This window comes from Stieleria sedimenti (genome assembly GCF_025060895.1).
GTDB classification, from domain to species: Bacteria; Planctomycetota; Planctomycetia; order Pirellulales; family Pirellulaceae; genus Stieleria; species Stieleria sedimenti.
The window spans coordinates 91,611-117,323 of sequence record NZ_JANZKV010000062.1 but is presented as its reverse complement, the minus strand read 5'-3'; the positions used below and the strand labels follow the sequence as shown (position 1 = coordinate 117,323).

At 56.6% G+C, this 25,713-nt stretch carries 21 protein-coding genes; 10 read left to right on the top strand and 11 right to left on the bottom strand.

Annotation, left to right across the window (positions count from 1 at the left end; genetic code table 11):
- Positions 1–86 precede the first annotated feature (86 nt).
- The 3 genes from NZK35_RS09795 (at position 87) to NZK35_RS09785 (ending at position 4,070) form a co-directional block, all read left to right on the top strand.
- A complete protein-coding gene (locus NZK35_RS09795; RefSeq protein ID WP_259632354.1) occupies positions 87–680 on the top strand; it encodes a hypothetical protein in 594 nt (197 codons plus the stop codon).
- Positions 681–1,304: 624 nt separating this feature from the next.
- Entirely contained in the window at positions 1,305–2,471 is a 1,167-nt protein-coding gene (locus tag NZK35_RS09790) for a glycosyltransferase (RefSeq protein WP_323379629.1), read from the top strand.
- A gap of 180 nt (positions 2,472–2,651) precedes the next feature.
- Positions 2,652–4,070, top strand: coding sequence for a DUF3160 domain-containing protein (locus NZK35_RS09785; protein ID WP_259632352.1), 1,419 nt, complete (start codon positions 2,652–2,654; stop codon positions 4,068–4,070).
- Between the two features lie 275 nt (positions 4,071–4,345).
- Here the strand turns inward: NZK35_RS09785 and NZK35_RS09780 are convergent, their stop codons facing one another.
- Positions 4,346–5,068: a hypothetical protein gene (locus tag NZK35_RS09780; RefSeq protein ID WP_259632351.1), complete on the bottom strand. Its 723-nt coding sequence runs from the start codon at positions 5,066–5,068 to the stop codon at positions 4,346–4,348.
- A 347-nt stretch (positions 5,069–5,415) separates the two neighbouring features.
- Here NZK35_RS09780 and NZK35_RS09775 point away from each other — a divergent pair, with 347 nt between their 5' ends.
- Positions 5,416–5,784, top strand: a complete 369-nt coding sequence (locus NZK35_RS09775; protein ID WP_259632350.1) for a hypothetical protein — start codon at positions 5,416–5,418, stop codon at positions 5,782–5,784.
- A gap of 93 nt (positions 5,785–5,877) precedes the next feature.
- Positions 5,878–7,482: a hypothetical protein gene (locus tag NZK35_RS09770; protein WP_259632349.1), complete on the top strand. Its 1,605-nt coding sequence runs from the start codon at positions 5,878–5,880 to the stop codon at positions 7,480–7,482.
- Between the two features lie 1,033 nt (positions 7,483–8,515).
- Here the strand turns inward: NZK35_RS09770 and NZK35_RS09765 are convergent.
- Entirely contained in the window at positions 8,516–9,070 is a 555-nt protein-coding gene (locus NZK35_RS09765; RefSeq protein ID WP_259632348.1) for a phosphoribosyltransferase domain-containing protein, read from the bottom strand.
- Positions 9,071–9,203: 133 nt separating this feature from the next.
- On the opposite strand from NZK35_RS09765, the gene NZK35_RS09760 reads away from it, so the two are divergent.
- Positions 9,204–9,830: a metallophosphoesterase family protein gene (locus NZK35_RS09760; protein ID WP_259632347.1), complete on the top strand. Its 627-nt coding sequence runs from the start codon at positions 9,204–9,206 to the stop codon at positions 9,828–9,830.
- A 272-nt stretch (positions 9,831–10,102) separates the two neighbouring features.
- Complete coding sequence (locus NZK35_RS09755; RefSeq protein WP_259632346.1) at positions 10,103–10,315, top strand: hypothetical protein; 213 nt, start codon at positions 10,103–10,105, stop codon at positions 10,313–10,315.
- Positions 10,316–10,407: 92 nt separating this feature from the next.
- Here NZK35_RS09755 and NZK35_RS34900 read toward each other — a convergent pair whose 3' ends face one another.
- Together NZK35_RS34900 and NZK35_RS09750 are read right to left on the bottom strand one after the other, a co-directional pair.
- A complete protein-coding gene (locus NZK35_RS34900; protein WP_407699785.1) occupies positions 10,408–10,884 on the bottom strand; it encodes an LVIVD repeat-containing protein in 477 nt (158 codons plus the stop codon).
- A 1,002-nt stretch (positions 10,885–11,886) separates the two neighbouring features.
- Positions 11,887–13,167, bottom strand: coding sequence for a CARDB domain-containing protein (locus tag NZK35_RS09750; protein ID WP_259632345.1), 1,281 nt, complete (start codon positions 13,165–13,167; stop codon positions 11,887–11,889).
- 422 nt (positions 13,168–13,589) lie between these two features.
- Here NZK35_RS09750 and NZK35_RS09745 point away from each other — a divergent pair, with 422 nt between their 5' ends.
- Entirely contained in the window at positions 13,590–14,270 is a 681-nt protein-coding gene (locus tag NZK35_RS09745; protein ID WP_259632344.1) for a hypothetical protein, read from the top strand.
- Between the two features lie 55 nt (positions 14,271–14,325).
- Here the strand turns inward: NZK35_RS09745 and NZK35_RS09740 are convergent, their stop codons facing one another.
- The 3 genes from NZK35_RS09740 to NZK35_RS09730 form a co-directional block, all read right to left on the bottom strand.
- Positions 14,326–14,730 carry a hypothetical protein gene (locus NZK35_RS09740; RefSeq protein WP_259632343.1) on the bottom strand — a complete coding sequence of 135 codons (405 nt, stop codon included), beginning with the start codon at positions 14,728–14,730 and terminating at the stop codon, positions 14,326–14,328.
- A gap of 2 nt (positions 14,731–14,732) precedes the next feature.
- On the bottom strand, positions 14,733–15,521 hold the full coding sequence (locus NZK35_RS09735; protein ID WP_259632342.1) for a hypothetical protein: 789 nt from the start codon (positions 15,519–15,521) through the stop codon (positions 14,733–14,735).
- A gap of 322 nt (positions 15,522–15,843) precedes the next feature.
- Complete coding sequence (locus tag NZK35_RS09730) at positions 15,844–16,383, bottom strand: Uma2 family endonuclease (protein WP_259632341.1); 540 nt, start codon at positions 16,381–16,383, stop codon at positions 15,844–15,846.
- A 345-nt stretch (positions 16,384–16,728) separates the two neighbouring features.
- On the opposite strand from NZK35_RS09730, the gene NZK35_RS09725 reads away from it, so the two are divergent.
- Together NZK35_RS09725 and NZK35_RS09720 are read left to right on the top strand one after the other, a co-directional pair.
- Entirely contained in the window at positions 16,729–17,283 is a 555-nt protein-coding gene (locus tag NZK35_RS09725) for an ester cyclase (RefSeq protein ID WP_259632340.1), read from the top strand.
- Between the two features lie 122 nt (positions 17,284–17,405).
- Entirely contained in the window at positions 17,406–18,899 is a 1,494-nt protein-coding gene (locus NZK35_RS09720; protein WP_259632339.1) for a serine/threonine protein kinase, read from the top strand.
- Between the two features lie 55 nt (positions 18,900–18,954).
- Here the strand turns inward: NZK35_RS09720 and NZK35_RS09715 are convergent, their stop codons facing one another.
- From NZK35_RS09715 to NZK35_RS09700, 4 genes are all read right to left on the bottom strand, one after another.
- On the bottom strand, positions 18,955–19,542 hold the full coding sequence (locus tag NZK35_RS09715; RefSeq protein ID WP_259632338.1) for a hypothetical protein: 588 nt from the start codon (positions 19,540–19,542) through the stop codon (positions 18,955–18,957).
- Positions 19,515–21,362 carry an OPT family oligopeptide transporter gene (locus tag NZK35_RS09710; protein ID WP_259632337.1) on the bottom strand — a complete coding sequence of 616 codons (1,848 nt, stop codon included), beginning with the start codon at positions 21,360–21,362 and terminating at the stop codon, positions 19,515–19,517. Before NZK35_RS09710 ends, NZK35_RS09715 begins: the two co-directional genes overlap by 28 nt.
- A 73-nt stretch (positions 21,363–21,435) precedes the next feature.
- Positions 21,436–22,638: a PP2C family protein-serine/threonine phosphatase gene (locus NZK35_RS09705; RefSeq protein WP_259632336.1), complete on the bottom strand. Its 1,203-nt coding sequence runs from the start codon at positions 22,636–22,638 to the stop codon at positions 21,436–21,438.
- Positions 22,635–25,655 carry a protein kinase domain-containing protein gene (locus tag NZK35_RS09700; protein WP_259632335.1) on the bottom strand — a complete coding sequence of 1,007 codons (3,021 nt, stop codon included), beginning with the start codon at positions 25,653–25,655 and terminating at the stop codon, positions 22,635–22,637. Before NZK35_RS09700 ends, NZK35_RS09705 begins: the two co-directional genes overlap by 4 nt.
- Positions 25,656–25,713 lie beyond the last annotated feature (58 nt).

The following is a 25,713-nucleotide window of genomic DNA, read 5'->3' as shown; positions in this document are numbered from 1 at the left end:
GAATCCACTTGTTGAGATCAAAATCAACCGCTCACGCCGTGTGACGGAGATCGTTCGGCACCGACAACCTATTTTGGGAGACTGAAATGACACGAACGCTGATGTGCTTGATTGGATCGATCTTTCTGGTTGGTCATGCGTTCGCACGCGAGCCGGGGCCTGACTACGAACAGCTGAAAGCGATGCAGTGGATGATTGGTGACTGGGAGGGCAGCTGGCAGGTTCAATCAGGAGCAATGCTCAGCGAAGCTTATCCGGTGGGTGCGAAAGTTCGGACCACGAATGCATACTCGTGGATGCAGAACAAGAACTACATTCGCCTTAAGTTTCGCGACGAAATTGGTGGCAAGACCGTTCACGAGGGGCTTGAGATGATTGGTCGTGATCCAAAAACCAAAAAGACCATTCACTGGCTCTTTAGTGTCATTGGCGGGTCTGGCACCGGCGAATGGCAAAAAGAACGCGACGCATGGGTCCTTACGTGGTCCTACACAGCGGGCGATGGAACAATGCTGGAAGGCGTTTCGTACTTGAATGTCATTGACGAGGACACGCATACATGGCAAATGAAGAAGATGAAAGAGAATGGCAAAGACATTCCAGACACACCTTTGATCAGATTTCATCGAGTGAATCGCAAGGGTCAATCAACGGCAAAAGCGGATGCGCCGAAGAAATAAGGTTGCGACTTCACTTCGTACGACAATTGCGTCTGGGTTTTCCACCCGGACGCGACGTGTTGAAGATTGGTCATGCGCTGCGCTCTGATCGGAGACCTTCGCACGGTGTTGCTTTGAATGGACAGCAATCCAGTTTCCGAAGCTGATCGATTTCCGTTTTTGTCGCCAATTCCGATCGCGGTGTTGGTGACTGAGAATCGTTTCCAGGGGATGGGTGATGTCTTCATGAATTCGGGAAGAGCTCAGAGGGCGGAAGTTGGCAGGTCCAATTCGATCCTACTGATTTCAGCGTCTTGAAGGGCAAAGCGAAATGACAGGCCGTGTTCGGCTGTCCGCAGGGGCAGACCGGTGGTGCACGTTGTGGATCCACGACGGCTGGCTTCGTCTGCCACGGATTCGCTTGCCACGCATCGTGCTTTAAAATCATGTATCATCTGATCGGCATCGCGGCCCAACGGCGGCAGCGTTTCGCCCGGTGGCCGTCCGCCGAATGCCGCCTTCTTTGACAGATCATCAGCGCAGGGGCATGATGTGAGCAAGATTGGGATCGTAACATTTTCGTCTCCGGGACACATCAATCCCTCGATTACGCTGGCGAAAGAGTTGGAGCGACGAGGTCATCGGGTGACGTTCTACACGCTCGTCAACGGAGTGGCGAAGATCGAAGCGGCCGGCTTTCGAGTGCGTCCCTATGGATTGCATGAACTGGGCGAGGAATCGATTGCGGAAAGCTATCGCGAACTCGGAACTCTGACGGGGTTGCGGGCGGTGCGGTTCACCGTCGAACTGCTGAAACGCCGGATCACCATTGGGCTGAGTGAACTTCCGATGTGCTTTCGGGAAGATCAAGTCGATGGGCTGGTCATTGACCAGGTTGTACCCGCCGGCGCCGTGATTGCTCGTTCCGAACGCATTCCGTTTGTGACATTGTCGAATGCACTGCCGATGAATCTCGACGCGATCGTCCCTCCGGTGTTCAGCCACCGTGGGCCGGCTGGTGGTCCGTTGGACCGGCTCGGGATTCGCTTGCTCAACGGTCTACAAAATCAACTGGCAAAACCGCTTGTCGCAATCGCAAACCAATACCAGCGGGCGAATCGCTTGCCGAACTACAGGTCGATTACGGAGCTGCGATCAGAGTTGGCCCAGGTGACCCAGCTTCCGTCACAGTTTGACTTTCGCCGAAGTCAGATCGACGAAACGTTACACTACACCGGTCCATTTCATAGTCGAGAGTCGCGTCCGCCGGTGGACTTTCCCTGGGACCGTTTGTCGGACGACGTTCCATTGATCTACGCCTCGATGGGGACGTTACAAAACCAAATTCGCCGGGTCTTCGAGATGATTGCCGAGGCTTGCCGGGAGCTGCCGGTGCAGTTGGTCATTTCGCTCGGTGCAAAGGTCACTCCCGACGAGTATGCGCACCTGCCGGGGAACCCGATCACCGTCGGCTACGCCCCACAACTTGAGCTGTTGCAGAAGGCCTCGGTGTGCATCACACACGCGGGGCTGAACACGGCGCTCGAGTCCATCGCTCATGGTGTCCCGATGTTGGCCATCCCCATCACCAACGACCAACCCGGCGTCGCCGCGCGGATTCGACATCACGGTTTGGGCCGCGTCATCGGGCTGCAGAAACTGACGGTGCCGAAGATCCGCACGACTCTGCAGACGTTGTTGCAAGACCCACAATACAGCGAAAAAGCCAACGCCTTTCAAGCGACGATTGCCTCGGTCGACGGCGTCAGCGAGGCTGCAAAAATCATCGAAACGGTGTTCAAAGCCGAATAAAGGTGTCCGACACCTTGTGGAGTTGAAAGCCGGAAAAAAAGTCCTGAATCTTTGCCTCAAGCACGTGCAATTGAAGAAGGTGGGGCTGCAGGCAGACCAGCGACGAGCCAGTTGGCCGGTGGTCCGCGCCGTCCGTTCCGTTCAACTTCCCCAAGACACGCAAGCAGTGGTGGATCGCTGATGATAAACGAAAGTATCGACCGGAAGGCCAACAACAAACTGCGATGGCTGTTGATCGGCATCTCGGGCGTGCTCGCCGTCGTCGGGTTGCTGTTGTGGTTCGGCAGCATCAGTGTCTTCGGTCCACCTCCGCGACATTTGCGAGAACGCTGGGAAGCCGGTCATTTCGATCTTCCAGATGACGAACGACAACGACTTCGAGGAATCTCGGTCGAGTTCGATCCCTCCAACGACAAATACGCAGACCGTGCGATTGAGCAGACCGCGTTGGTCAGTTCGTATGTGATGAAACGGGACGAACCGGTGAAGCGTCGCGAGCAACTTGCCGTCTTTCAGGCAGATCCGTCGCGCAAAGTCGCCGTGACGTCGGAAGCGTTCCGACACTTCTATCAAGCGTACGCCAATCAAGACCATCCGGTATTCATCACATCCGACTCAATCCTGAATGCGTTTCATCGGATTCTCGAAGACTCGATTCTCAAACTGGAATTTCGCCAGGTTGAACAGTTGGAAAGACTGCTGCCGATGCTTGACGAGCGTCTTGCTGTGACGCGTCGGTCCGCTGATTCCGAAGTGGCCCGATCGGCCCGTCGTCGCGCACAAACCGTCATCGGCGTTGCTCGTCAGCTGATCGATCCGAGCTATGAACCCAATTCCGAGATTCGCCGGATCGTTCAAGAGGAGACGGCGCGCGTGGAAAGCGGAACGGGGCAATCCATGTCCGACTGGCTCGGCGAACCAAGACCGTCGTTTCTCGGCATCGACTATTCGCGTTTCACGCCAGAGGGACTCCACACACGCAGTGATAAACTTCGACGTCACTACCGGTCGGTCCGATGGTTGCAAACCATTCCGTTTGATGTGGGCGATGACGAACATCTGCTTTCGCTCAGCCTGATCGGTGAGGCGGCCAAGGACACGAGCTGGGCTTCATTCGCAGAGGCGTATCGCGACTTCTTCGGTGGTGCCGATGACTGGAGTTTACAGACTTTGAACTCGCTTCATCCAGACAGCAACGATTTGCCGGACTCGATCGACACGCTGCGCACCAAGCTCATGCAACAGTCGCTCACTGCCGAAGACGAGCAATTCATCACAAACTACGGCGAAAAACTTGCTGCTCTACTGAACTACGAATTGCATTCAGCCTCGGATCCGCTCGACGATGCGATGCGCTGCGTGAGCGTACTGACGCAGGCCAATGGCAATCACGTGCACATCGCGGTGGCACGCCCCCAGGCAATCTACGTGTTGTACCCAGATCACGGCCAAGGACTGCTTTGCCGTGGAGCTGTGTTCCCGTACTTTGAATTCAGCGACGACTCGGTTGTCGACGATCAGGCATGGAAGACACGAGTCGATTCGGTAACTTCCCCACATCGTCCACGTTGGCTTGAGCCGCTGTTCACGGACGAATAGAACCGGTCTTCTTAGAGGGGAAAGTGTGTCAGCGGATGCAAGATCCGGGTCAGGAATGACGCGAAACGCGACTTAGACCCACGATCTCGTCGATGGAGTGCGATACGGTCAGCGGATGGTGGTACGACGCCCTTTCGAGGTCGTCGGGGCGAGCCCTACGGGCGACGGCTCGGAAGGGGCCATCGTACGTCCGAAAAGCGGTCGCCTGAAGCTGGACGGTCCCTCAAGTTTGCACATGAACACTCACGCCCGTGCCGTTGCGTCATCCACTGTTTCTAGTCACCGGTCCGTTGTTTTCCGCCGGCGACCGCCACGAGCAGTGTGGACACGGCGAAACCCAAGACCGATCCTTGGAAAAGGAAATCAGAACGCAGGATGCCGTTGATGCTTCCCGCCAAAGCACTCGGCTCCACCGATTTTCGCGCGAGGATCTCTGAGAATGGGAGTATCGATGCCTGACCCCAATACACCATCATCAAAAGAACGGCGAAGCTGACCGCACCGATCATTACCGAGCGTCGCGCGAGTCGCCCCTTGTCTGTCATCATGGTCGCTGCCGTAGCGATGCCAGTCGTCGCGACCAGCAGTAGAGCATAGCCGACCAACATCGGAATTTTGGCCGAGACAAACGAACTCACAAAGCCTTCGGAGTCGATACTCTCGGCAGTTGCCAAATCGCGGAACGCGGACATCATCAACCAGTCTCCGAATGCGTTGGATGCCGCGCCGACGACCATCAATAACGCTGCGAATCCAAGTAACGTCCGGGCGACGATTTTGGGTTTTCGCCGTAAGAGCGTTAGGAACATCATGCCCAGACCAAACATCACCGCACCGAGTCCACCCACCGGCGCCATCCAGGTCACGTTCGAGACACGCGATTCGGGCTGCATCATTTCACCCATCAACGACATCATCCGAAACGGAGTCAACGACGTGAACAACAGCATCAGAAGGCAGCCAAGCGGCGCGAGAAACACGAAAAATGGTCTGATCATGGATTCGAAAACTGCGGATCGGCGGGTGACGAAAAGAACGGCTCGAGCATTTTTCTAGCCTCAGTTTAGCGTGTCGTCGCAGGATCTGGTGGCCGCCCAGGCATCTGGCATGGGCGAACACGCGGTTACCTCGGTCGACTGCGGCGCGCGAAGTCGCTCCGGCGCGCACTTCGTGAAATCGAAGAGAGCGACAACCGGAAATGCACAAAAAGACGAAGGATGGAGGGGGCGAGGTCAAGCTTCGCCCGCGCGAGCAACTAAACTGGGTCGATTCGCCTCCATCATGCAATTCCGCCTCATGAGACTTGGAACCTTCCTCGCGATCACCCTCGTGGTGGCGTTCACCAGTGCAGAAGAGATTCGTTCTGCTGTACCGTGTCTACCTGGGCACTGGCGACGCGCGCTATGCGGAGACGGCCCGATTCCTGCTCCACAGCACCCGCCGACACGTCGACATCGACGGCTCACTGGGCTATGGCCAACCGGGGTTATGCACCGGAGCCCTCAACTTGAGCATCGACCACGTTCGCCGCCACGGCGTCGATGTTTGGCTTCGGTGGCTGAGCTATCAGATGATCAAGCCGATCGTTCGTCTTCAAGAAACCTACGGGATCAGCGATACGCCGGTGCTCGGCGAACGCGCCTTCCAGGCGATGCAAGTCAAGGACAGCGGCTTTGCCCACCGTCGCGGATTTGGCTTGACTGAAGTCAAATGACGCAGCTGGACGATGATCGTTCCCTCTATGATTCGGTTGCCGCCTGCGTCTGTCCGCCCTAGACTCCTGTTTCTCCCCGGAATGTCGCTTCCAATGACAAATTGCAAAGTCGCCCACACCTGCCGCCCGATTGCAACGCTGGTGTGCGTTGTTTTTCACTGCGTCGTGATGATCGATGGCTTGGCCCAGACGCCGGAGATCAAGCCACAGTCGCTGCAGTTTTCTCGGCAAGCCGTGCGACGAATGGTCTTTGACACGCCCCAACAGATTCCTCTTGCCGCATTGGCCCCGGCCACGATCGTCGGTTTGGACCTGATGCATCCGGTCGTGGGAGACGCAACAGGCGCGTCTCTCGTTTCGATCGACGACGGCAGGCTGAAACTCTCGACCGCAAACGGCGCGTCGTCGGCGCGCTGGATCGGAGGTTTCAATCCCTTTGCGACTTACGAACTTGGTCTGCACCGGTTCGCTGGCAGCGGGCGAATCGGATTGCTGTTTCGTGACAGGCATCAGCACAACCACCTTTCCGCAGCCGTCGTTGTCAACAACGGCGAGTACGAGGCGATCGAATGGGTGGTGACGAAAGCGGGGCAAGAAGTGGACCGGCAGAGATTTGCATGGCCCCAAGGCGTGAACACGACGGGGACGGTTCGGCTGCGCGTGCAGATGTTGGCTGTTGGCGCGAACCTTTACATCGAGTCGGAAGGAACGTCGCATTTGGTCGGGTATCCCGATTTCAACCAACATCTCGAACTCCGCCGCAAGGAATTGATTCGTCGTTTTGAGTTTTGTTTGTCCAGCGATTTGGAGCCGCATTCATCGGTTGAAATCGACGAGGTGATTTCGGCGTTGACGCCTGGCTGCGGCCAAGCCGACATTCGTGCCATCACCACGCGAGACGGCACGCCGCTGCTGGATCAGGGTCGGGTGTGGCTGACCATGACCGTGCGGGGGCGAGCGTTGCCGCATCCGCTACAGGGCGTGTTTTCCCTGAACCCGTCGGTGTTTGATCTCCGCTTCGAGGGAATCATTGTTTTTGACATGGGCGACGGTCTCTGGCGCAATGAACTCGCTTCGCATTTGTTTTTTGACGAGCCGTCGGGGCAATGGCGAGGCTGGACCACTGGATTCAGCGCGCTCGGTACGACATCGCAAAAAGAAGAAAAAGCGATCCTGGCGGTCTGGAGTGATCGCGATCCTCGCCAGGGCTTTTCCATCATGCACGCCCGACCGATCGGGCTGCAGGGAGAACACGAAGACCCGCACGGCGTGTATGACTCACAGGCCGACAAGTGGCGGTTATTGCTGTCCGAGCGTGCCGGAAAGTATCGCGCGGGAATGTGGGAATCCGATCAGTGGGACCGCGGGTATCAGCGTTTGGCTGGCCCCGTGGAAATGGACAGCACGGGGACGTTGATCCAAAAGGTTGGCAAGTCACGCTACGTATTTTTCGGCAGTGCCGATCGCAAAGTTTACATCCGTTCTTATCCCGATCTGAAGCCGGTTGGCGAATTGAACATGCACTTGCCGCCATGGAACGAAAACACGGGCACACGGATTTGGCCGAACATCATCCCGCTGCCCGATGGGTACCCTGCGCCGTACATCGCGTTGATGATGGATCGCCAGAACTATCCCAAGATGCCGGCGCGCAATTGGACGTACGGCGCGATGTATCTCTTCTACGCCCATCCTTGATGGCGCGTCATGCAGAGCGAGTTGACCGCATCCCGCGTTTTCGCCACCGAGCGGTTCTGCCACTCGCGAAGGCGTCGATCCACCGATCGATGAAACCGGAGCATTTTCGGATCTGCCCGTTTCGGCGCGTCGGTGTTTCTGTTTTTCCAGACACCGATGCGTTTTCGGCGGGGTGCTCCGCCGCTTCGGTCGATGCAACCTCGGCGCCGGCGGTTTTGCTTGAAGCTTGCCGTCCGGGGCAACGATCGTGCAATGGGACCAATAGGACACATAGGACGTATGGGTCCCATCTGTCCGATTGGTCCTATCGACCGCGATTCCTTTCGGCGCTTCGGTTGGACCAACCTCAGCATTCCAGGCGATCCTCGAACTGCAGGAGGTGCTAGACACCGACGCGAGATTCCGGCATGACGAATCACGCCCCGGTGGCCGACATCGTTGCATGCTCGGATTTGGTCCGATCTCGCGTGGTGAATCCGAGAAAGTTTCCGATCAACAGAATGCAACCAATCGAGGGTCCAAACAGTTTACCCGGAATTCGTCACTTCGTGCTCATATGAAACGGAACTCCGTTGCGCTACAGTTTGGGCCCTCATCGAATTCGATTGGCCGAGGAAACCATGTCAAAAATTGAGCAAGCAGCCACGCAGAAAGACGCTCCCTCGGCGGGATCCGAACACACTGTCGACACACACTGTCGACACACACTGTCGACACACACTGTCGACACACACTGTCGACACACACTGTCGACACACACGGCGAAGATCAAATCACCGATTCTGGATAAAGTCGGCAGGCCACCCCGCCTGCATCGTGTGGAGGTGTGTCGGCATCACAACGGCAACTATCGGGTCAACATCTGGGAGAGATTGGAGCCAACAGGGGACACCGCTTTCGATCAGTCTCGCTGGTTCCTTTTCCCGTAGGCGTAAGCAAGGTGCCACGCGGCGCCGCTCGCTTAGCAACGCACGGAAAATAAGTGGAAGCCTCTCCCACTTCAAGAGATCCGACACTTCGATTCCGCTCGTTGCTAAGATTCGCCGGGGGAAGCGAACGCTCGCACGAAATCGGCTTCATCGATCGTCTGTTGCCCTTCGTGCAGGAGGTCCTCGGCTAGAGAGGTTTTCCCGATGCGAGAATCGATGTGTTCCAGGATCTGCTGATGCCTTGGACGCCCGAGAAAAAGATCGACAGACTTGGGCGAGACGTCTTGGATCGCATCCAAAACGACCCGAAGTGTGGTCCCACTCGCGACGTCGTCTTCAAGGATGAGAACGCGACGTCCCCGAATGCCAGAGAGGTCGTCAAGGATCAAGCACTCGCGTGGGGGATAGCCCACATGAACGCTGAGCACGCTCGCTCCCCAATACTCAAAAAAGAATCCGTAAACATGCCCCTCAGGTGCAACTGCGATGAAGGCATCGTGGTCCCGCTCCGTCACCAGTCGTCGCGCCGCGGCGAAGGCAGACACGCTGTCGACGGGAGAAAATGGATTGACGAACGATTCCTCCTCAAATCCTTTGGAGTTGCGCACATGGATCTCGACGCGTGCCGCTACATCCCGCAGTAGTTCTTGATCGATCATCTTCAGTCCGTCAGACAGTCATGGACGTGTTCTCAACAACCAACAACAGCGTCTTGTATATTAGCGTGAGAAGTGAAACGCCGGGTGAGCGGCGCGGCTCGATACGTTTCATCGTGTGGCGTCCCCGACTTCCATGACTCAACGAGAGGGAGCCTTGATGCGACTTGGGCTGCTGGCCGATATTCACGGCGATGTTGATCAACTGGCCAAAGCGATTGAACGGCTTCGGCGGGACTCGGTTGACAAATTCGTTCTCCTGGGCGACGTCATCTACGACCGTCGCCATGCGGACGAGATCGTGGAGTTGCTACGATCGTGCGGTGCCATTGGCGTGTGGGGGAACCACGAATTGGGACTTTGCGTCGATCCCGACGCCGAGATGCGGCAATGGTACTCCGAATCGGTCATGGAGTTTTTCAGCACACTTCAGCCAAGACTTGAGCTGGAAGATGTCCTTGTCTCACACACGTTTCCGACGGAAGACGCACGAGACGTTCTGTCCTTTTACGTTGGCGTCCCCGAAGAAACAGGCATGATCGAGAACTGCTTTGCCAGACTTCCGCAGCGCATCATGATCAGCGGGCACTTTCATCGATGGTTTGCGGCTACACCGTCAGGAAAACTAGACTGGAGAGGCGAAGGGCCATTGGATCTGGCTTCCGAAGACCGATACTTCATCGTCGTTGACGCGGTGATGAACGGCTTTGCGGCGATGTTGGACTTAGAACGGAACATCCTTGTCCCGATAGAACTCTCGTAAACGCAATGAACGAAGGCGACAGAAAAATCGGTGACAGGAAAATGTGGCGTATCGCTGACCGGTTTGCGTTCGCCGGATCTCGTCGATCCACCGGTCGATGAAGCTGGAACATTGCGACCAGCATCCGGTGTCGGGCACCGGCGCTCGCAAGCAATCGCGGGAACCGCGTCGGTGTGCAGCACCGACAGCATCAAGCTCGCGGAGGATGCATCGCCTGGGCCGATGGGGTGCTGATTCGTTTGACGCGGTTTCCTTTCCAACGAGCTCCGCGGTTGAAGACGGACTCCCGGGAAACCAACAACCTGATTCTCAAGCCGGACCAGCACGCCCGCGTCAATCGCATGCGGCGCGAGCTGCATCAGCGGCTGCAGGAGTCGGGCGGACTCGCCATCCCGATCGGATTCAAACCCAACCACGGCTCCAGTCTGCGCAGCCCAAAGGGATCGAAACGATCGCGTTTTCCAGAGCACATGATCTCGCCGTGATGATATGAAATCCAGGATTGGGGGGCCTGGAGCAACGTCATGTGCGGGCGATTCTTCAGCACCCTTCAGCGACGCCGTGACTTGCCGAGCGATCATCGAGGTTCACGTAGCGGCTTGGGGAGATAACGAATCACTTGCAATGTTCTCGCTCCCGAGTCGCCATCAACGGAGACTAACGCCAGCTCTCCGAAGATGTCCACCTTGCTCGAACGCCCCTTCGTTCGGAAATAACCGACACGTCGTACGTTCTGAGGCTCCGAAAGGTCAAGCACGACGATGCCCGCCGCGCGATCGGCAAGGACCGCCACGTCCCCGGAGACGGAGACGTCCTGCGCTCCACCCGTCGATCTGTAGATTCCTATCTGAACCGGAGCCATGGGGTCGGATACATCGATGATCTGCAACCAGGAGGCATCACCATGCATCGAAGTTGCGATGTAAGCGGTTGACCCGACAACGTGGACCCCTCGTACCCAATGCCCCTCGCCCTCAAAATTGCCTAGCGTTTCGAGCGTTTGTGGATTTGCCGATTCAGCAATTCGAAGTCCACTCGCGTTTGCCAGATACACTTTCGAACCCGAGACAGCGAGGTCGTGGCTGACGTGAGTCGACGGACATCACCCACGTTCCAGCGATTTCCGAAGGTTTCACTGCACGGAGCGAATTGGGGGACAGGGCTATCGTCGCGACTGCCAGGTAGCGATGGAGCGTTGAGCGACTCGCAAAAGGAAGAGCCATCATTCGCATCTCCATTCCGAGGGAAGGCGGGCAAGGTCATTTCATCATAGCGATTCCACAGTCAACCACGGCACGCTGGCGAATTGCCGCTGCCCAGATGCCCCCTTTCCTCGTTGGTACCAGGGATCGGTCTCATTGAGACAAAGGGGACCAATGACCGAAGGCAAAGGCCAGAAACGTCAGGACGAAGCCGACAAACGAATTGGTCGCGGACCAAAGCTCGCTCTCTAGTCCTAGCCAACGTCTCACTTCGCCAAGCCAAGGCGACAATTAGTCAAGGGCGTCGCGTAGGAACTCGTTAACTTGCCATAGCTTGATGCTAACGGGGCCCACGCTAGCCAAAATCCTACCGTCGGGGGAAAAGAGAATGTCGGTCGACGATTCATGCGGAAGCTCGATCAGCTTGCTCCCGGTGCGAGTGTCCCAAACATCAACCCCAGCGACGGACGACGTTCTCTTGGCTTGTAAATACCCTCGACGATGGCGGACTAGTCTCGTCGATCGAGGCACGTTTCTTTGCGTCGCAAACACTTCGCCCCCAGGGCTAAATTGAATTGCCGCACGCTCAGGCTGTTCCTTGACGGGATTAACAAACTCCGCAATAGGTTCGCCGTCACTTGCGTCCGATCAATGTGGACAATACTATCGTCCAGACCCGACTTGAATCGAACGACCAAACGCGCGCTCCGCAGTCGCTCGGGCATGGGCGCTCGGGCATGGGCGCTCGGTTCTGATCATCGACGGCCAACCGGTCCAAAGGCACCTCGATTTGGCGGCCGTCGTTGGTAACGATCGTCATGAGTGAAAAAAACGAGATTCGCAGATTGACTGTCTTACTCATCCTGCTGACCCTCCCACGTGTCGAATACGTACGTGTTATTGTCTTCAGAGAGCTCTCGAATTTTGTTCTTCGCGTCGACGACAAAGATCAAGTACCGTCTGTTTGCGTCACGCGGTCCGCGGTAAAACCCCCAGTCCTTCGATACTGATTCACCTGGTGCAAGTTTGCCTAAGGAGGCGATGAATCCGTGGGCCGGTCGGTCGATGGATTTGTCGTAAACACGATCTTTGCTGTAGTAAGCCTGCCAGGTCACGGACGCTGAAAACGTTTTCTTGCCCATGTTTTTAACGGTGTACGTGTAGGGTATTTTCGTGCCTCTTTTGGGTTGCGCCTGTACATCAGCGATGACAAGATCGGGTAAACCAGGATCACCTTCTTCGCTATCCTTCGAGTTGTCGGGCTTGGCCACGTTCGCAGCCGGTCGTTTTCCCATGAGCAATGGTTCAACGTCGCCCATTGCGAAGGGCGTCAACACGTAGTCTTTCGCGGCGCCTCGCGGGCGCGACTCGACAATCTGGTAGACGCGAGCACGAAGCAATCGATTGGTAGGTGATCTTCGATTTCGATCCAGATGCGTTTCCGGGAGCTGATTAACGAAATCGGCCTTCAGAATCATCAGATCCGGACGAGAAATTGTGGTGGTGTGCCAGTTGTTGCGTGCGCCGGGGAGCTCGTTGATGTGTCGATGCTCATAAAAGCTAATGCTGATTTTGCGTTCATCGCCTTCCGGCTTGGAGCGAATCGTAAATTGCAAGTCATTATCAAGAGTGCCGATCTGTCCGACACGAAAGTCTTTCGGCGAGAGGGTGGGAGTGAAGGCAGCGCCCGACTTCAGCAACACAAGGCGTTTTCCAAGGTGTTTCGCAAGCGTCTTGGCTTGTTGACCAACGGGATGGTTCACGTCGCGAGAGCCCGACCGGAGCTCTTTTCTCAAAGCCTCGAGGCGTTTTTCGATCCGACGAATCTCCACTGGCCGCGATAAGTCCACCGCTTGCTTAAATGTGCGAAGCGCTGGCGGGACTCCGGGAGCAATTTGGGGATCATCGATTTGCGTCCAGATGTATTCTCGATCGGCCACGCTGAGGCGATCGATTGGCACTTTTGCGCGATTGCCATCGGCCTTTTGAATCTCGACGACGAAACCATCAAATCCGACCAACTCCGCCTGCACCTTGAAGTTGCCGTCACGACTTACCCACTGACGGGCCACAGCCGTAGCGTCAAGAAGTGGGCTGAGACTCAGCGTGAGTAACATGAAGGAATGCAGGTTCATGAGACAATGTGCAATTTTAGAGAGGTAATCGAGCTCGCTTTTGGAGCGTGCTGCCCCAACATTAAGGTCATCCTGATATGTTAGGTGGACGTTCGAGGTAATGTACTAGGAAGCAAGACTTCCACCTTCGACCGCGCTGAATTGAGGGAGTTGAGAAATTCTTGTGGCCGATTCGGGGATGAAAGTTGCCTAGGAACACTGCAAACTTGCCAATTTCGGCAATCTTCACGCGTCCGAGGACCAAGGTGCCCATAAATGCCCTCGCCGCATGCCTAGGGTGCCGATTGGACGCAGCAGTCCATCACCTCCACTGTCTTTCCGTGCCTGCCATTGTGGGGCGGCGGGAACACCCCTAGTCTGTGTTGCGCAATGCCGGTCAAACGGCGCCATTGAGACGGCCGCTCAACTCTTGGGAGAGAACAGTGAAAGACGATGCGATACGGATTCTTCGCCTTCTGCTGGCAGTCTTTGCGTTGACCACCTCCGCGTCTATCTTGCACGCCGACCCCGATCCCGTGGCGAACATCGTTTCCGGCAGCGTGGCGGATATCAACCACACAACGCACGTGATGGGCCGGGCATTCAGGGTCCAATTCAAAGAGATCAAGTACGGCGGAACACTGAAGAGCGTCGAGGTTCTCGATGACGCGTCCATACAGGCCGATGTGTCCGTGCAAACCATCGTTCAAGTTCGATTGAGTGACGTCAAACTCATGATCAATCGCACAAGCGTCCAGGGTGCGCGCCAGCATGCATCCTGTGGGCCGATTGAAATGAAACTCGGTACGATTCGCGATCTCGTGGTTGAGTTTGAAGTCAAGCGAAACAAGGATGCTGAACTCACCTTGGTCGACTCCAAACTGAAGCTGGATTCCGACAACCTGCAAATCGGGTCACCGCGTTGGGTCCAAGCTCAAGGAATCGGCATGAACAACAGTAACGTTGCCAATGGGTTACGCAGCGGACTGAATTCCAATCTTCCGCTGCTCAAGCGGTTGCTGTCAGCTGAACTTCCCAATGTGTTTCGCCAAATCGAAGATCAGATCGAGGGCAAAGTCAGTGCCATCGAAGTCGCGAACGTCGCCGAGCTGTCGACTCCCTAGCGGCAACACCGAGAATGATTTTTACTTGCGCCTGACGAGGGACGATTACAACCGTTCAATCGTCCGTGCCAACATTGCCGCCGTAGTCTGCGAAGATTGTTTTCACATGGGCCGCCAAGGTGTCGACGAGCGCCGGATCATCGGGCGACAGTGGCGTGTTCCGATCAAGCTGTCCGTTCCGAGCAGCGAGCACGATGGCGGCCAACACGTGCTCCACATCGACGGGCAGATTCGTCGGTTCTTCCAGCTTGATTGCCAAGTCGAATAGCACATCTGCGACGGACGGGGCGACGGTCGCTTGCCCCGAAGCGGTGATGGAGATCCCCGGCACAAGCTGATGTTGGTTGGACACCACGATTGCTGAATCCGATTTTTCTGCCGACCCTTTTTCTGTCATCTTTCGACCGTTGTCGCCCGAGCGCTGTGTCAACGTGAAATCGTCGGGTTGCGTTTGTCGCACCACTAGCGTTCGAACTCGGGTTTGGGGCGTCGTTCCACCGCCCCCCAGAAATGCGGTTTTCCGTTCTGGCCGAATGAGCCGTCCGGGGAATTCCAAGTTTTGCCGTCGGGTAGATCGACCTGGATTTGGTAATCGCTGAATGGCGCCAGCGCATAGTACCAAGTACGTTCGTCATCCACCTGTCGTGCTTCGACGGCAACCAGCAATTCCGTGTCGGTTCCCTGGCAGAAGCCAAAGACTGCGCCGTATTGGATCCCCGAATCGACGTCGGTGTATTCGTAGAACGGCTTCGGCACGGATCGTAATTCCCAGCTCTGGCCTTCCGTCGTCGTCGTCTTGACGTTCAATCGGCGGGGGAACTGTCTGGCTTGAAGCTTCAACCGTCGAAGGTCTGAAGCGGGGGCGGGAAGGTTGTCCGCGCGATTCCACTGTAGCCCCGCATCAGGACAGTCCCATGTCGGTTGTCCCGCGGCTTGGCGTCGGATTGGCCCGTTGTAGAACGAATGAAACTCTTCCATCACGTTTCGCATCCGCCCTTGGGACCAGGCAAAGAAAACGCCGATCGCCGCTGGACGCTGCGAAGCAGGAGCGGTCCAGAGAAAGACTGCCCCGATATCGTCGCCGCGGACCGATTGGGTGTGCCGAAAGATCGCCTGTTCGTGAAGCTTGAATGGTTTGGCTGGCGCACTCGGGTCAAACAGGCGTTGCCGCTTGGCAACCTCTTCGGCAACCCCAAGCCAGTGGCTGGTCGTCTTGCGATTGCGGTCCTCGATGGGCTCTTCGGACCGCAAGTCGGAAGATCCGGCTATCAAAAGAGCGATAACAATGAGGCAGGCAATTTGTCGATCCATGATGTTGCGAGTGGTTGAGAGAAGAGAAGCCATTGCCGAAAGGAACCGTCAATTCTGACAAATTGTCTAGAGTTTGCAAGTCAGTTTGCCGCAAAATCCATTTCAGCCGGGCTTTGCATGCTCTCGATCGCTTGGCGTCCGAACAAGTCTAAAGGGGTTAGGTCTCTTTTTCGCCCCACGAGTTGGGGCGGAAGTTGAGAATTTTGCGCACCTGTTTGATCTCTTGAGGTTTCAATCGCATTGTTGCGGTTGATGAATCGGGTCAGCGAAACAACGATGCTTTGGAAAGTCTCAGGTGACAGTCGCCGCAGATTGAGAATTCGATCGTGTCGGTGATCATTTCGTGTTTCCAATCCTGCTCACCGGTTTTGCGGTAGGCCTCGAACGTTTCCTGATCCGGATCGATCAGCAGATAAATTCCGACGCCCTGGTCTTGGTACAGATCCCGCTTTGCTTCCCGGTCACGCTCGACGGTTGAAGCCGATTGGATTTCGGCAATCAATGGGGGCGGGCTTTCGACGTGTTTTTCAGGTGCCGCTCCGCAAACCACAATCACGTCGGGACGGACCACGGTATCGCGTGAAACGATCCAGTCGATCTCATAAAGCACATTTGCTTGACAGCCCAGCTCCCGAATCTTCACGTCAAGCTCGACGACAAGATTTCTGGCGACGCGCTGATGCGAACCGAAAGGGCTGGGAGTCATTGATACGGCGATCCCTTGCCAGAGTTCCCAATCGCCTTCCCAGCGTTGCAAATCCTCAACGGTGTAGTGCGGCAGATAGCGACCAGCGGTTGGCATGGTAAGCGGTCATCAGCAGGAAAGTTTTATGTGTCGATAGATCATTCTACCCGACAATCAGTACCTTTCGACGGTGGATGCGAAGCAAAAATGGGTCAAGTGGACAGGTCATTCCGTGTGTCCCAGGTATTCCGTGGTCTATCAAGACTGTTGATGCGGATTCTATTTGGACCTCACGCAGCGATTCAGTAGGCTAGAATCCATGTTAAAATGGGATCCATGCAAAACGCTGCGGCACGCTAGATTCAAAACGATTCGCCCGGCGACCGGCCGGTGACGCTACCGATGACCGTTCGAGTCGAAGCAAGGGGCCAGACTGAGTTCATTCATGGAAGGATCGTACACATGAACCCCCAGGGACCGGAGCACGCCGACCCCGTCGATTCTCTTGCCGAATGGAGTATCGAGCAAGTCAAACGACACGACACTCTCCGATGGGAAGCCATGGATAACGCATCCAATTCATCCGAAGCGCTGAATAAAACACGCGTCACCGAATTCATCGAGAAGGTGCTTCGATCCGGACAGGATGAGTTGTTGTCTGAATATGTGTCGCCGACGCACGTCGACCACAACAACAAGTCGCCGACGGATCAGCCGATCGAGGACCTCCGTAAGCACATCCGGGGTTTTCGGCGCGCGTATCCCGACCTGGAGGTCTCCATCGATTTTCAGATCGCCGAAGGTGACTTGGTGATGAGCCGGCTGACTTACATCGGCACGCAAACGCTCGGCTATCTCGGATTCGGTCCGACCGGAAAACGGATGCGAATGGTCGGCGCAAAAATCATGCGACTCTCCGGCGGACTGATCACCGAGACTTGGGGTTATTTCAACACGCTTGAGGCATTTGACGAATTCGGTGCCTTGCGTCCGGGAGAGTCCGCGGACGAAAGCTAACGTCGCTCGGCCCGACCTGATTGCGACGATCTCGATCGACAAGGAAACAGGCCAAATCCGCCTGGCCAGTCTTTTCTACGCCACCCTTTCGGGGTACAGTCGAAACTTCCGGAGGGGAAAAAATGATCGTACGATGCCCGCATTGCAAACAGCGGAACGAGGTCAACGACGAGGAGCGGCTTGAGGATTCTTGGTGTGAAGTCTGCGGCAGCTCCTTGAATCTTCAACAGGACCCCGACGCGACCGTCGGCAGCGAAAGCGTTTCCGAACGGTTCGGCCACTTCCAACTGATCAACGTCCTGGGCAACGGGGCCTTCGGTACTGTTTGGAAGGCGATCGACGAACAGCTCGATCGCACCGTCGCGCTGAAATTGCCCCGACAGAGAACGCTCGGCCGCGCCGAGGTGACGCGATTTCTGCGGGAAGCTCGCGCCGCGGCGCAATTGAAACACCCCAACATCGTTTCTGTTCACGAAGTCGGAGAGTGCGATGGCGTACCCTACATCGTCAGCGACTACATCGACGGCATCAACCTGAAGGACTGGTTTCTCATCCATCGCCCCTCGCTCGACCACGTTGTGACGATCTGCGAAACGGTCTGCAGAGCGGTGCATGAGGCTCACGAACATGGGATCGTCCACCGTGATCTCAAGCCGAGCAACATCATGGTCGATCTGAAAGGCAATCCACACGTGATGGATTTTGGCTTGGCGAAACGTGATTCTCCCGACGCGACGATGACGGTCGAGGGCGCGATTCTTGGGACTCCCTCTTACATGCCACCCGAGCAAGCCCAGGGAAAAGCGCATTCGGCCGATGGTCGAGCCGATGTCTACTCCTTGGGAGTCTGCCTGTTTGAGATGCTAACGGGCGAGTTACCGTTCCGCGGCACACGTGCCACGGTGCTGTACCAAATCATCGCGGAAACACCGCCGAGTCCCCGCAGCCTGAACGCAAGCCTGCCGTCGGATGTGGAAACCATTTGCCTGCGGTGCTTGGAGAAAGAGCCTGAGCGACGCTACCAGTCTTGCCTGGAACTGGCCGACGAACTGAAACGATTTCGATCGGGTTTTCCGATCGCCGCACGACCGGTCGGAACGCTCGGTCGAGTTTGGCGTTGGTATTGCAGGAACCCCAAAGCTTCAATCCTAACGGCGGCTGGCTGCATGCTCTGCATCATGATCGTGTTGGTCATCTGGGGCGCCGTCGGGGTCTTGTTTCTCGCATCCGGATTGCACCCGGTCGAAAGGCCCTGGCGTGGTGTTGCCGAATTGCTGAGCTTTGCACTTGTGCTTTACGCACCAGGGATCGTGTGCTCGGTGAAAGTCTTGAACGGGAAGTTCAAGGCGACCTGGGTCAACGTGGTGGTGCTGCTCATCTCCGGAGCGATCGTGTCGGCCATCTTTGCCGGCGTCAATCCGGAGTTGGAAGTGCTGCAAGCCGCCAAAGACAGCGTCTACACTCGGTATCAATTGGCTTCATTATTGGGGACGATTGTCTTGCTCGGTTTGGTGCTGCATGTCGTTGCCTTGTTCAGCCTGCGAAGACTCGATTCGCTTCCTGCCGTTGATCAGACGGACTCTTGCTCGTTCGACTTCGATCAGACGGCGTGCTGAAACGCATCACGAGCGCAAAACCGGAGGGAGGTTTTGGGACCGGCCGGGGACGGTGTTACACGTTCTGCTCGGCCTTGGAGATCAATTCTTTGGCGTTGGTGAGGTGTTGATGGGCGCGTCGGATGCTCTTGTCGACTTCGTCGACGTATCCGTCGGCCGCTGCCGACCAAGATCGATTGACGTAGCGTTCGGCCGACGCGAATTCGGTCATCACATCGGCATAGACGGTCATTCCGAATCGTTTGACCAGTGCCTGACGTGAATCGGCGAATTCAGCCAGCGGCTCGGCACAGCGGTCGTCGATGAATTGGAGTGTGTCCGCGGGCGGGTGCTGGGTGTTCTGGCAGAGTATTTCCACGGCGCTGGAAAGTTCGGCCAGGCTACTCGTGATGACCGAATACTCGGCATCTGTCTTGTCATGATCGTGATGGTCTTCGCGTTTGGCACGACGCAACAACACAATTCCAACGACCCCAACTCCCATCGACGCCGCGTACCAGAGCCAGGGGACCGTTGCCCACTTGTCGGCTTGCAGTTCCAACTGCGACACCGAAGCGAACGCACCGCCGAGAAAGCCGAACCACATCAGTATTTGCCCGAGTGCACGCATCACAATCACATCCACCTGGAAAGATGTTGGCAACCGAGCATCGCCGTTTCCGCGACTTCGGGTGCGGCGAAAAAGACCTGGTAGAGCGCATTGCCGACCCCCACCAAGGCTTCGCCGACGATCAAGCCGGCTGCGATCGGAATGCCGACCTCGTGACCGAATTTGGTGCCGAGCGATTTGTCGGAGACGATTCGCAGCACGTTGCCGATGGTGTAGGTCAAAGCGATCTGGAACGGCATGTAGAACCCCAGCGCGATCAACACGCCGATGCCGCCCAGTCCGCTCATCGCGAGCAGCAACCCCAGGCCCGCACCGGCGGTGTAGCGATAGGCCGGAACGTTGTCGTTCAAGATGCCTTCGGTCACCGACGCCAATGCTTGGGCCTGCGGCGCCGGCAACTTGTCCGAACCGATTTGGTACTGGTTGTTCAACAGGAACATCAACGAGATCACGATCACCGGCCCCAACCAGGCACCGACGAACTGCGCATACTGCTGGCGTCTGGGAATGGCTCCGACGAGATAGCCGCTCTTCAAGTCCAACATCATGTCGCTGGCCTGGGAGATTGCCAGGCAGATCGCCGCTCCCACGACCATCGAACTGGTGATCGTCGCGGCGGAATCGAGGCCTCCCTTGGCGACCAAAATCAAAATCGTGACGGCGATCAAGGTCATCCCTGACAACGGCGACCAGTTTGTCCGCCCGATGCACTCGGCGACGACGACGCCAGCGACCCAGACCCAAAGCGTCCCCAGGACCGCCATCGCAACCGCCCGGCCCAATGTCATCTCCGGCACCGACTCGAAGGCGATGAACACCATCACCAGCAGCCCGATTCCAATGGCCGAGTACAAGAACCGGATCGGCATCTCATCATTGTAGGCATTGACTCCCGCGTCCATTTGCTGGCCGGCCGCATGCATCGATTTGAACGCGCTGGCGATCAACGGAAACGCTGCGATGATCCCGCCGACGGCGGCACCGACCAGCATGCCGATCCCGAGCGGCTTGTAGAGCACACCGCGCATTTCATTGGGCGAGGACACCATCGCCGCAACGCCTTCGCTGCCGAACTGGCTCAACAGGGGTGAAAGCAAAAAGTAACAGATGAACCCACCGCAGCCGAACCAGAAGCCGCCTTTGCCGGAAAGATAACCCACACCGATCGTCATCACGGACAAGTACAAACTGATGTTCAGCATCGCGGGCAATCCGAACTGGCTGCCGGCATGCCAGTCGTGGTCTTCGCCCATGAAGGCCAGGACCAACAGATGGGCGACGCCGGACAGCAACGCCCCGCCGAGCAACAGGACGGCTTTGCGAACCCCCGCACCCGGCGATTTCAGAATCGTCGCGACGGCGATGCCGCCCGGATACGCCAGCCGATCAAAATCGATCATCTGTTTCCGCAGCGGAATCACAAACGCCAAACCGAGCACGCAGCCGGTGACGCAGGCCAAGATCATCAGCGGCGTGTTAAAATTCGCAACCGACTCAAAGCCCGGAGTGCGGCTGAGAATAAACAGCGCCGGGACGGAAAACATGATGCCCGATGAGGCACCGTTGACCGCCGATGCGATGGTTTGGTTGATGTTGTTTTCGACGATGCTGGTGCGACGCATCACGCCGCGTAAGACCCCCCAGCCGAGAATCGCGGCCAACTCGGACCCTTCGATCGCAAACCCCAGGATCAACGCGGCGTAGCCGATCGAAACCGCGATCAGTGCACCGATCGCCCAGCCGACGAGAACAGCGGTCCAAGTGAACTCGGGATAGGGCCCGTGACGCACCGGGATCGACCCTTCCGCACTGGGAATCGACTGCGGGGCGTGTTGAGAATCAGAGTCCGACATCGGCCAGCACAACTCCTGGGGCGGCATGAAGTGGCATCAGCCTATTGCAATCTGATTGGTGTCGCAAGCTGTGTCATTCATCAAGAAGTTGCATGGCGAGCAGCGAAATGTCGTCGTCAGGCGTGCGACCTCCGCACCAACTGACAAGTTGATTGTTGAGCGACTGAACGTCCTCGTTCAAAGATTCGCGTCGTTCGTTAACCGCCGCAATCAGCCGGTCTTCACCGAAATGCTCGCCGTCGGTGTTCTGACAATCGAGCACGCCATCGGAATAGAGCATGACGCGATCGCCAGGGGCTAAACTCAAGTGCCGATCAGCATACTCTGGCTGATCGACGAGTCCGATCGGATACCCTTCCACTTGGACGATTCGTGGAGCGTCGTTGGCAGGGATCACGACGGGGCCGGGGTGCCCAGCGGCGACATATTGCATCTCTCGCGTGCAAAGGTTTAGGCATCCATAGAGCAAGGTAAAGTACTGCTGGCCAATTCCGTCCATCGGGAACTGTTCGTTGAGTGCGGATGCCACTTTACTGGGTGACAAAAACGGTGTGTCGGAGGCCACGTTGGGAAACAGGGCAGATGAGGAGGTCGAGGGAGAAATGAAGCGACTTAACGTGACCGATAACAGGGCCGCTGGCAGCCCGTGCCCGACGACATCGAGCAAGTAGAACCCGATGTTGTCCTCGTCGAGCTGGAACACATTAAAAATGTCCCCCGCCAGTTCATCGCACGGCCGAAAAATCCACGCGAAGTCAACGACATCGTTTTGCGGCAACTCTCGGGGAAGCAGTGACTTCTGAATTCTCGCAGCCTCATCGAGATCACGCTTTATCCGTTGACTTGTCCGCTCAATCTCTTGGTTGGATCTTGCCAATTCTTCGTTCTTGGCTTTGAGCGAACGCTCGAGATTGATCACCCGTTCGCCGGCGCGAATCCGCACATCCAACTCATCGCGATCGTAGGGTTTGGACAAAAAGTCATCGGCACCACGAAGCATCCCCGTGATCAGGTCTGTCCGTTCGGATTTGCCGGTCAGCAAGATGATGTACACGTACCCCGATTCCGGATGCGTCCGGATGCGACGGACCAATTCTAACCCGTCGACATCGGGCATCATCCAGTCCGTGATCACCATCGAGAATCGCTCTTGCTGCATGGCGCCCCAAGCATGTGAACCACTCGACACCGCGACGACATTATGGCCGAGGCTCTCGAGTTGTGCCTGCAACAAATTCCTTGAGAATTCTTCATCTTCGGCGATCAGGATTTTCATTCGATCTGGCCCGTTGAGTAGGCAAGGAGTTCGTTCTTGAGACGCAGCACTGTCTTCTCCAGATCCAAGATAACATCGTCCGCCTTTTCGATGTCGCCCCGTTCGGCCATGGATTTCAAGGCAAGCAGTTCTGGTATTCCCCCGGTCCCCACAAGATTCTCGACGGCTCCCTTGAGGCAATGAACGGCCTCCCGCAATCCGGCGGAATCGTTTTGCTGTGCTGAATCAACCACGCTCTCGATCAAACCGGGAACACAAGCCAGGAAGCTGGAAATCAACTGGCATGCCGACGCCTGATCAACACCCACGCGATTCTGAAACTCCGTCAACGAGAAGAGGGGCGGTTCGTGGTCGCCGGATTCGATGAGGACGCGTTGGAGTTCCTGACAAAGTGCACTCCACACCACAGGTTTGCTCGCGTATCCGTCCATCCCTTTTGTCAAGCACCACTCCCGGCTGTCCTTCATCGCATGAGCGGTTAGCGCAACGATCGGTGTGCGATGTTGGGTGTTGGCCAGTGATTCGCGAATCCTTCGGGTCGCTTCGAATCCGTCCATGCCCGGCAACTGGATGTCCATCAAGATGACGTCAAATCGTTCTTGTTCGATGGCACGCAGCGCGTCGCCCCCACTTGCAACCGTGACGACCGAGTGGCCTCGATCTTCGAGGAGGTGCTGCAACGTCAAACGGTTCGGTTCGACATCGTCGACGACCAACACGCGGAGCGGTTTCAGCGGAACCGTGTCTCGTTGCTGATCAGCAAGCGGTTTTCCCTCCGTCGAAACGCTTTCCTTAGGCTCGCTGATGGTTGGAAATGTCGCATCAAAGTAGAATCGGCTTCCCTCCCCGACGCGACTCGTGACGGCGAGTGATCCTCCCATCAGTTCGACGATCTTTGAGGCGATCGCCAACCCCAGTCCCGTTCCGCTTTGGTCCCGCGACAGAGAGGAATCGGCTTGTTCAAAGGGCTGAAAGATACGTTCGAGCTGATTTTTGGGAATCCCGATACCGGTATCAGCGACCTCGAACCGCAACACGCATCGGTCCGGGAAGGCGTCCTCGCAACGGACGCGGAGTTCAACACTTCCTTGCGAGGTAAACTTGATGGCGTTGCCGATCAGGTTGACCAACACCCGCCGCAACCTGGCGGCATCTCCAATCAGCCGCTTCGGGATATCGCTTGAGAACAGCGCGGCCAGCTGGACTTCTTTCTGCCTTGCTTCTTCGCGGAGCATCTTGACCACTTTGTCGCAGGTTTCGACGAGGCAGAATTCCGCCGGTTCCAACTCGATCTTCCCGGCGTCGATCTTCGAAAAATCGAGGATGTCGTTGATGACTTCAAGAAGTGACTGCGACGCATCCGCAATCGCACGGGTGCACTCGAGTTGCTTGTCCGTTAGCGGAGTCGTCGCCAACACTTGATTCATGCCCATGATCGCCGTCATCGGCGTGCGGATCTCGTGACTCATCCGGGCGAGGAATTCGCCTTTGGCTAGGTTTGCCGCTACCGCGACTTCCTTCTCGTCACGCAACGCCTGTTCCATTTCGGCATGCGCCGAAACGTCATACATGATGCCTTGAATCCCAACGGTCCGGCCACTCATGTTGCGAACAGGAGAGCGGGCAACATCAAAGACCAGCGTGCGATCGCCGACTTGATATTGCTCGGTCGATTCATAGACGCTTCCGGTCGTCAGGATCTTGTTGTCCGCTGCTTCCCACATGGCGGCCGCTTGATGATCCAAAATCTCTCTGACGCGACGACCGACGACCTCGGATCTTGGCCGGCCGACGAACTGGCAAAAATACTCGTTGGCAAACACAATCCGGTCGTCCAAATCCTTCCGAAATGCCCCCAGTGATCGGCTTTCGACCAGGTTGCGGTACACGTCATACTCCGTCTTGGTTGCCAACAATGCCCGTGTCCGTCGTTCGAGCATTTGCTCCAAATCGACGCAGCGGGAATGCAGGGCGACATAAGCCCTCGAATGCTCGAAGGATTCAACTTCGTCCAGTCCTGTCGGCTGAATCGATGCACCGCGTTGGTCCCCCAGAACCGATTGGATTGAATCGACAAGCTCTCGCGCAGTGGAGTATCGATCACTGGCGTCTTTCTGAAGGCATCGAACGCATATGCTGGAGAGGTCTGGGGAGATCGACGGGGCGATGTCGCGCGGTGTTCGGATTGGCCCTTCAAACAGCCTCTGAATCAAATTCGGTCCAGGCTCAAAAGGTTTCTTGGCGGTCAACAGTTCATAAAAAATGACACCAATCGCATAGATGTCCACGCGATGGTCGATCTGCTCCGGCTGTCCTCGAATTTGTTCAGGTGCCATGTAAATTGGCGTTCCCACCGTCAGTTGAGCCCCGTCAATCGCATGATCCATTCCCATTGATGCGAGTCCGAAATCGATGACGTGGGGAATGCTTCGTTCGTCCATCAAAACGTTCTGGCAGCTGAGATCGCGATGAATGACATCCTGGCGGTGCGCATGATCCATCGCATCCGCGATTCGCATGGTGATTTCGGCTGCTTGCCAAGGCGAGGGCGCACGGTTGACAAGCCATCGTGACAGCGGCTGGCCTTCGATGTAGTCCGTCGCGAGATAGCTACGCCGGTTGGCAATTCCGTGTGAAGATAAGCTCACTATGTTCGAGTGATTCAACTTTGATAGAATCTCTGCTTCACGCGAGTAATGGCCGATCCGATCACTCTCCTGCTCTTCATAGTGCGAAACCTTCAGGGCGACCGTCCGCCCCTGCTCGATCTCAACCGCCTTCCAAACGTCGCTGCGACACCCCTTGAACAAGTTGCGGACAAGCGAAAAGCCGGCCAGCTCCATGCCGCCTTGCAGCGATTCCAGATGCGAACTTGATACGTGCGGATGGTCGGAGTCCAGCGTTTCGTCAAATGGGATCTCAAAACGCCCGCCGCACGAAGGACAAATGATGCCCGCAAGGTCGGCGTTCGGATCCAGTTCGACGATCTCAAAGCAATGGATACACTTGACCTTCACGGCGTTCACTCTCCAATGAGTTGCGTAGGCGGATGGTGCAACGTTGCCATGGACACAC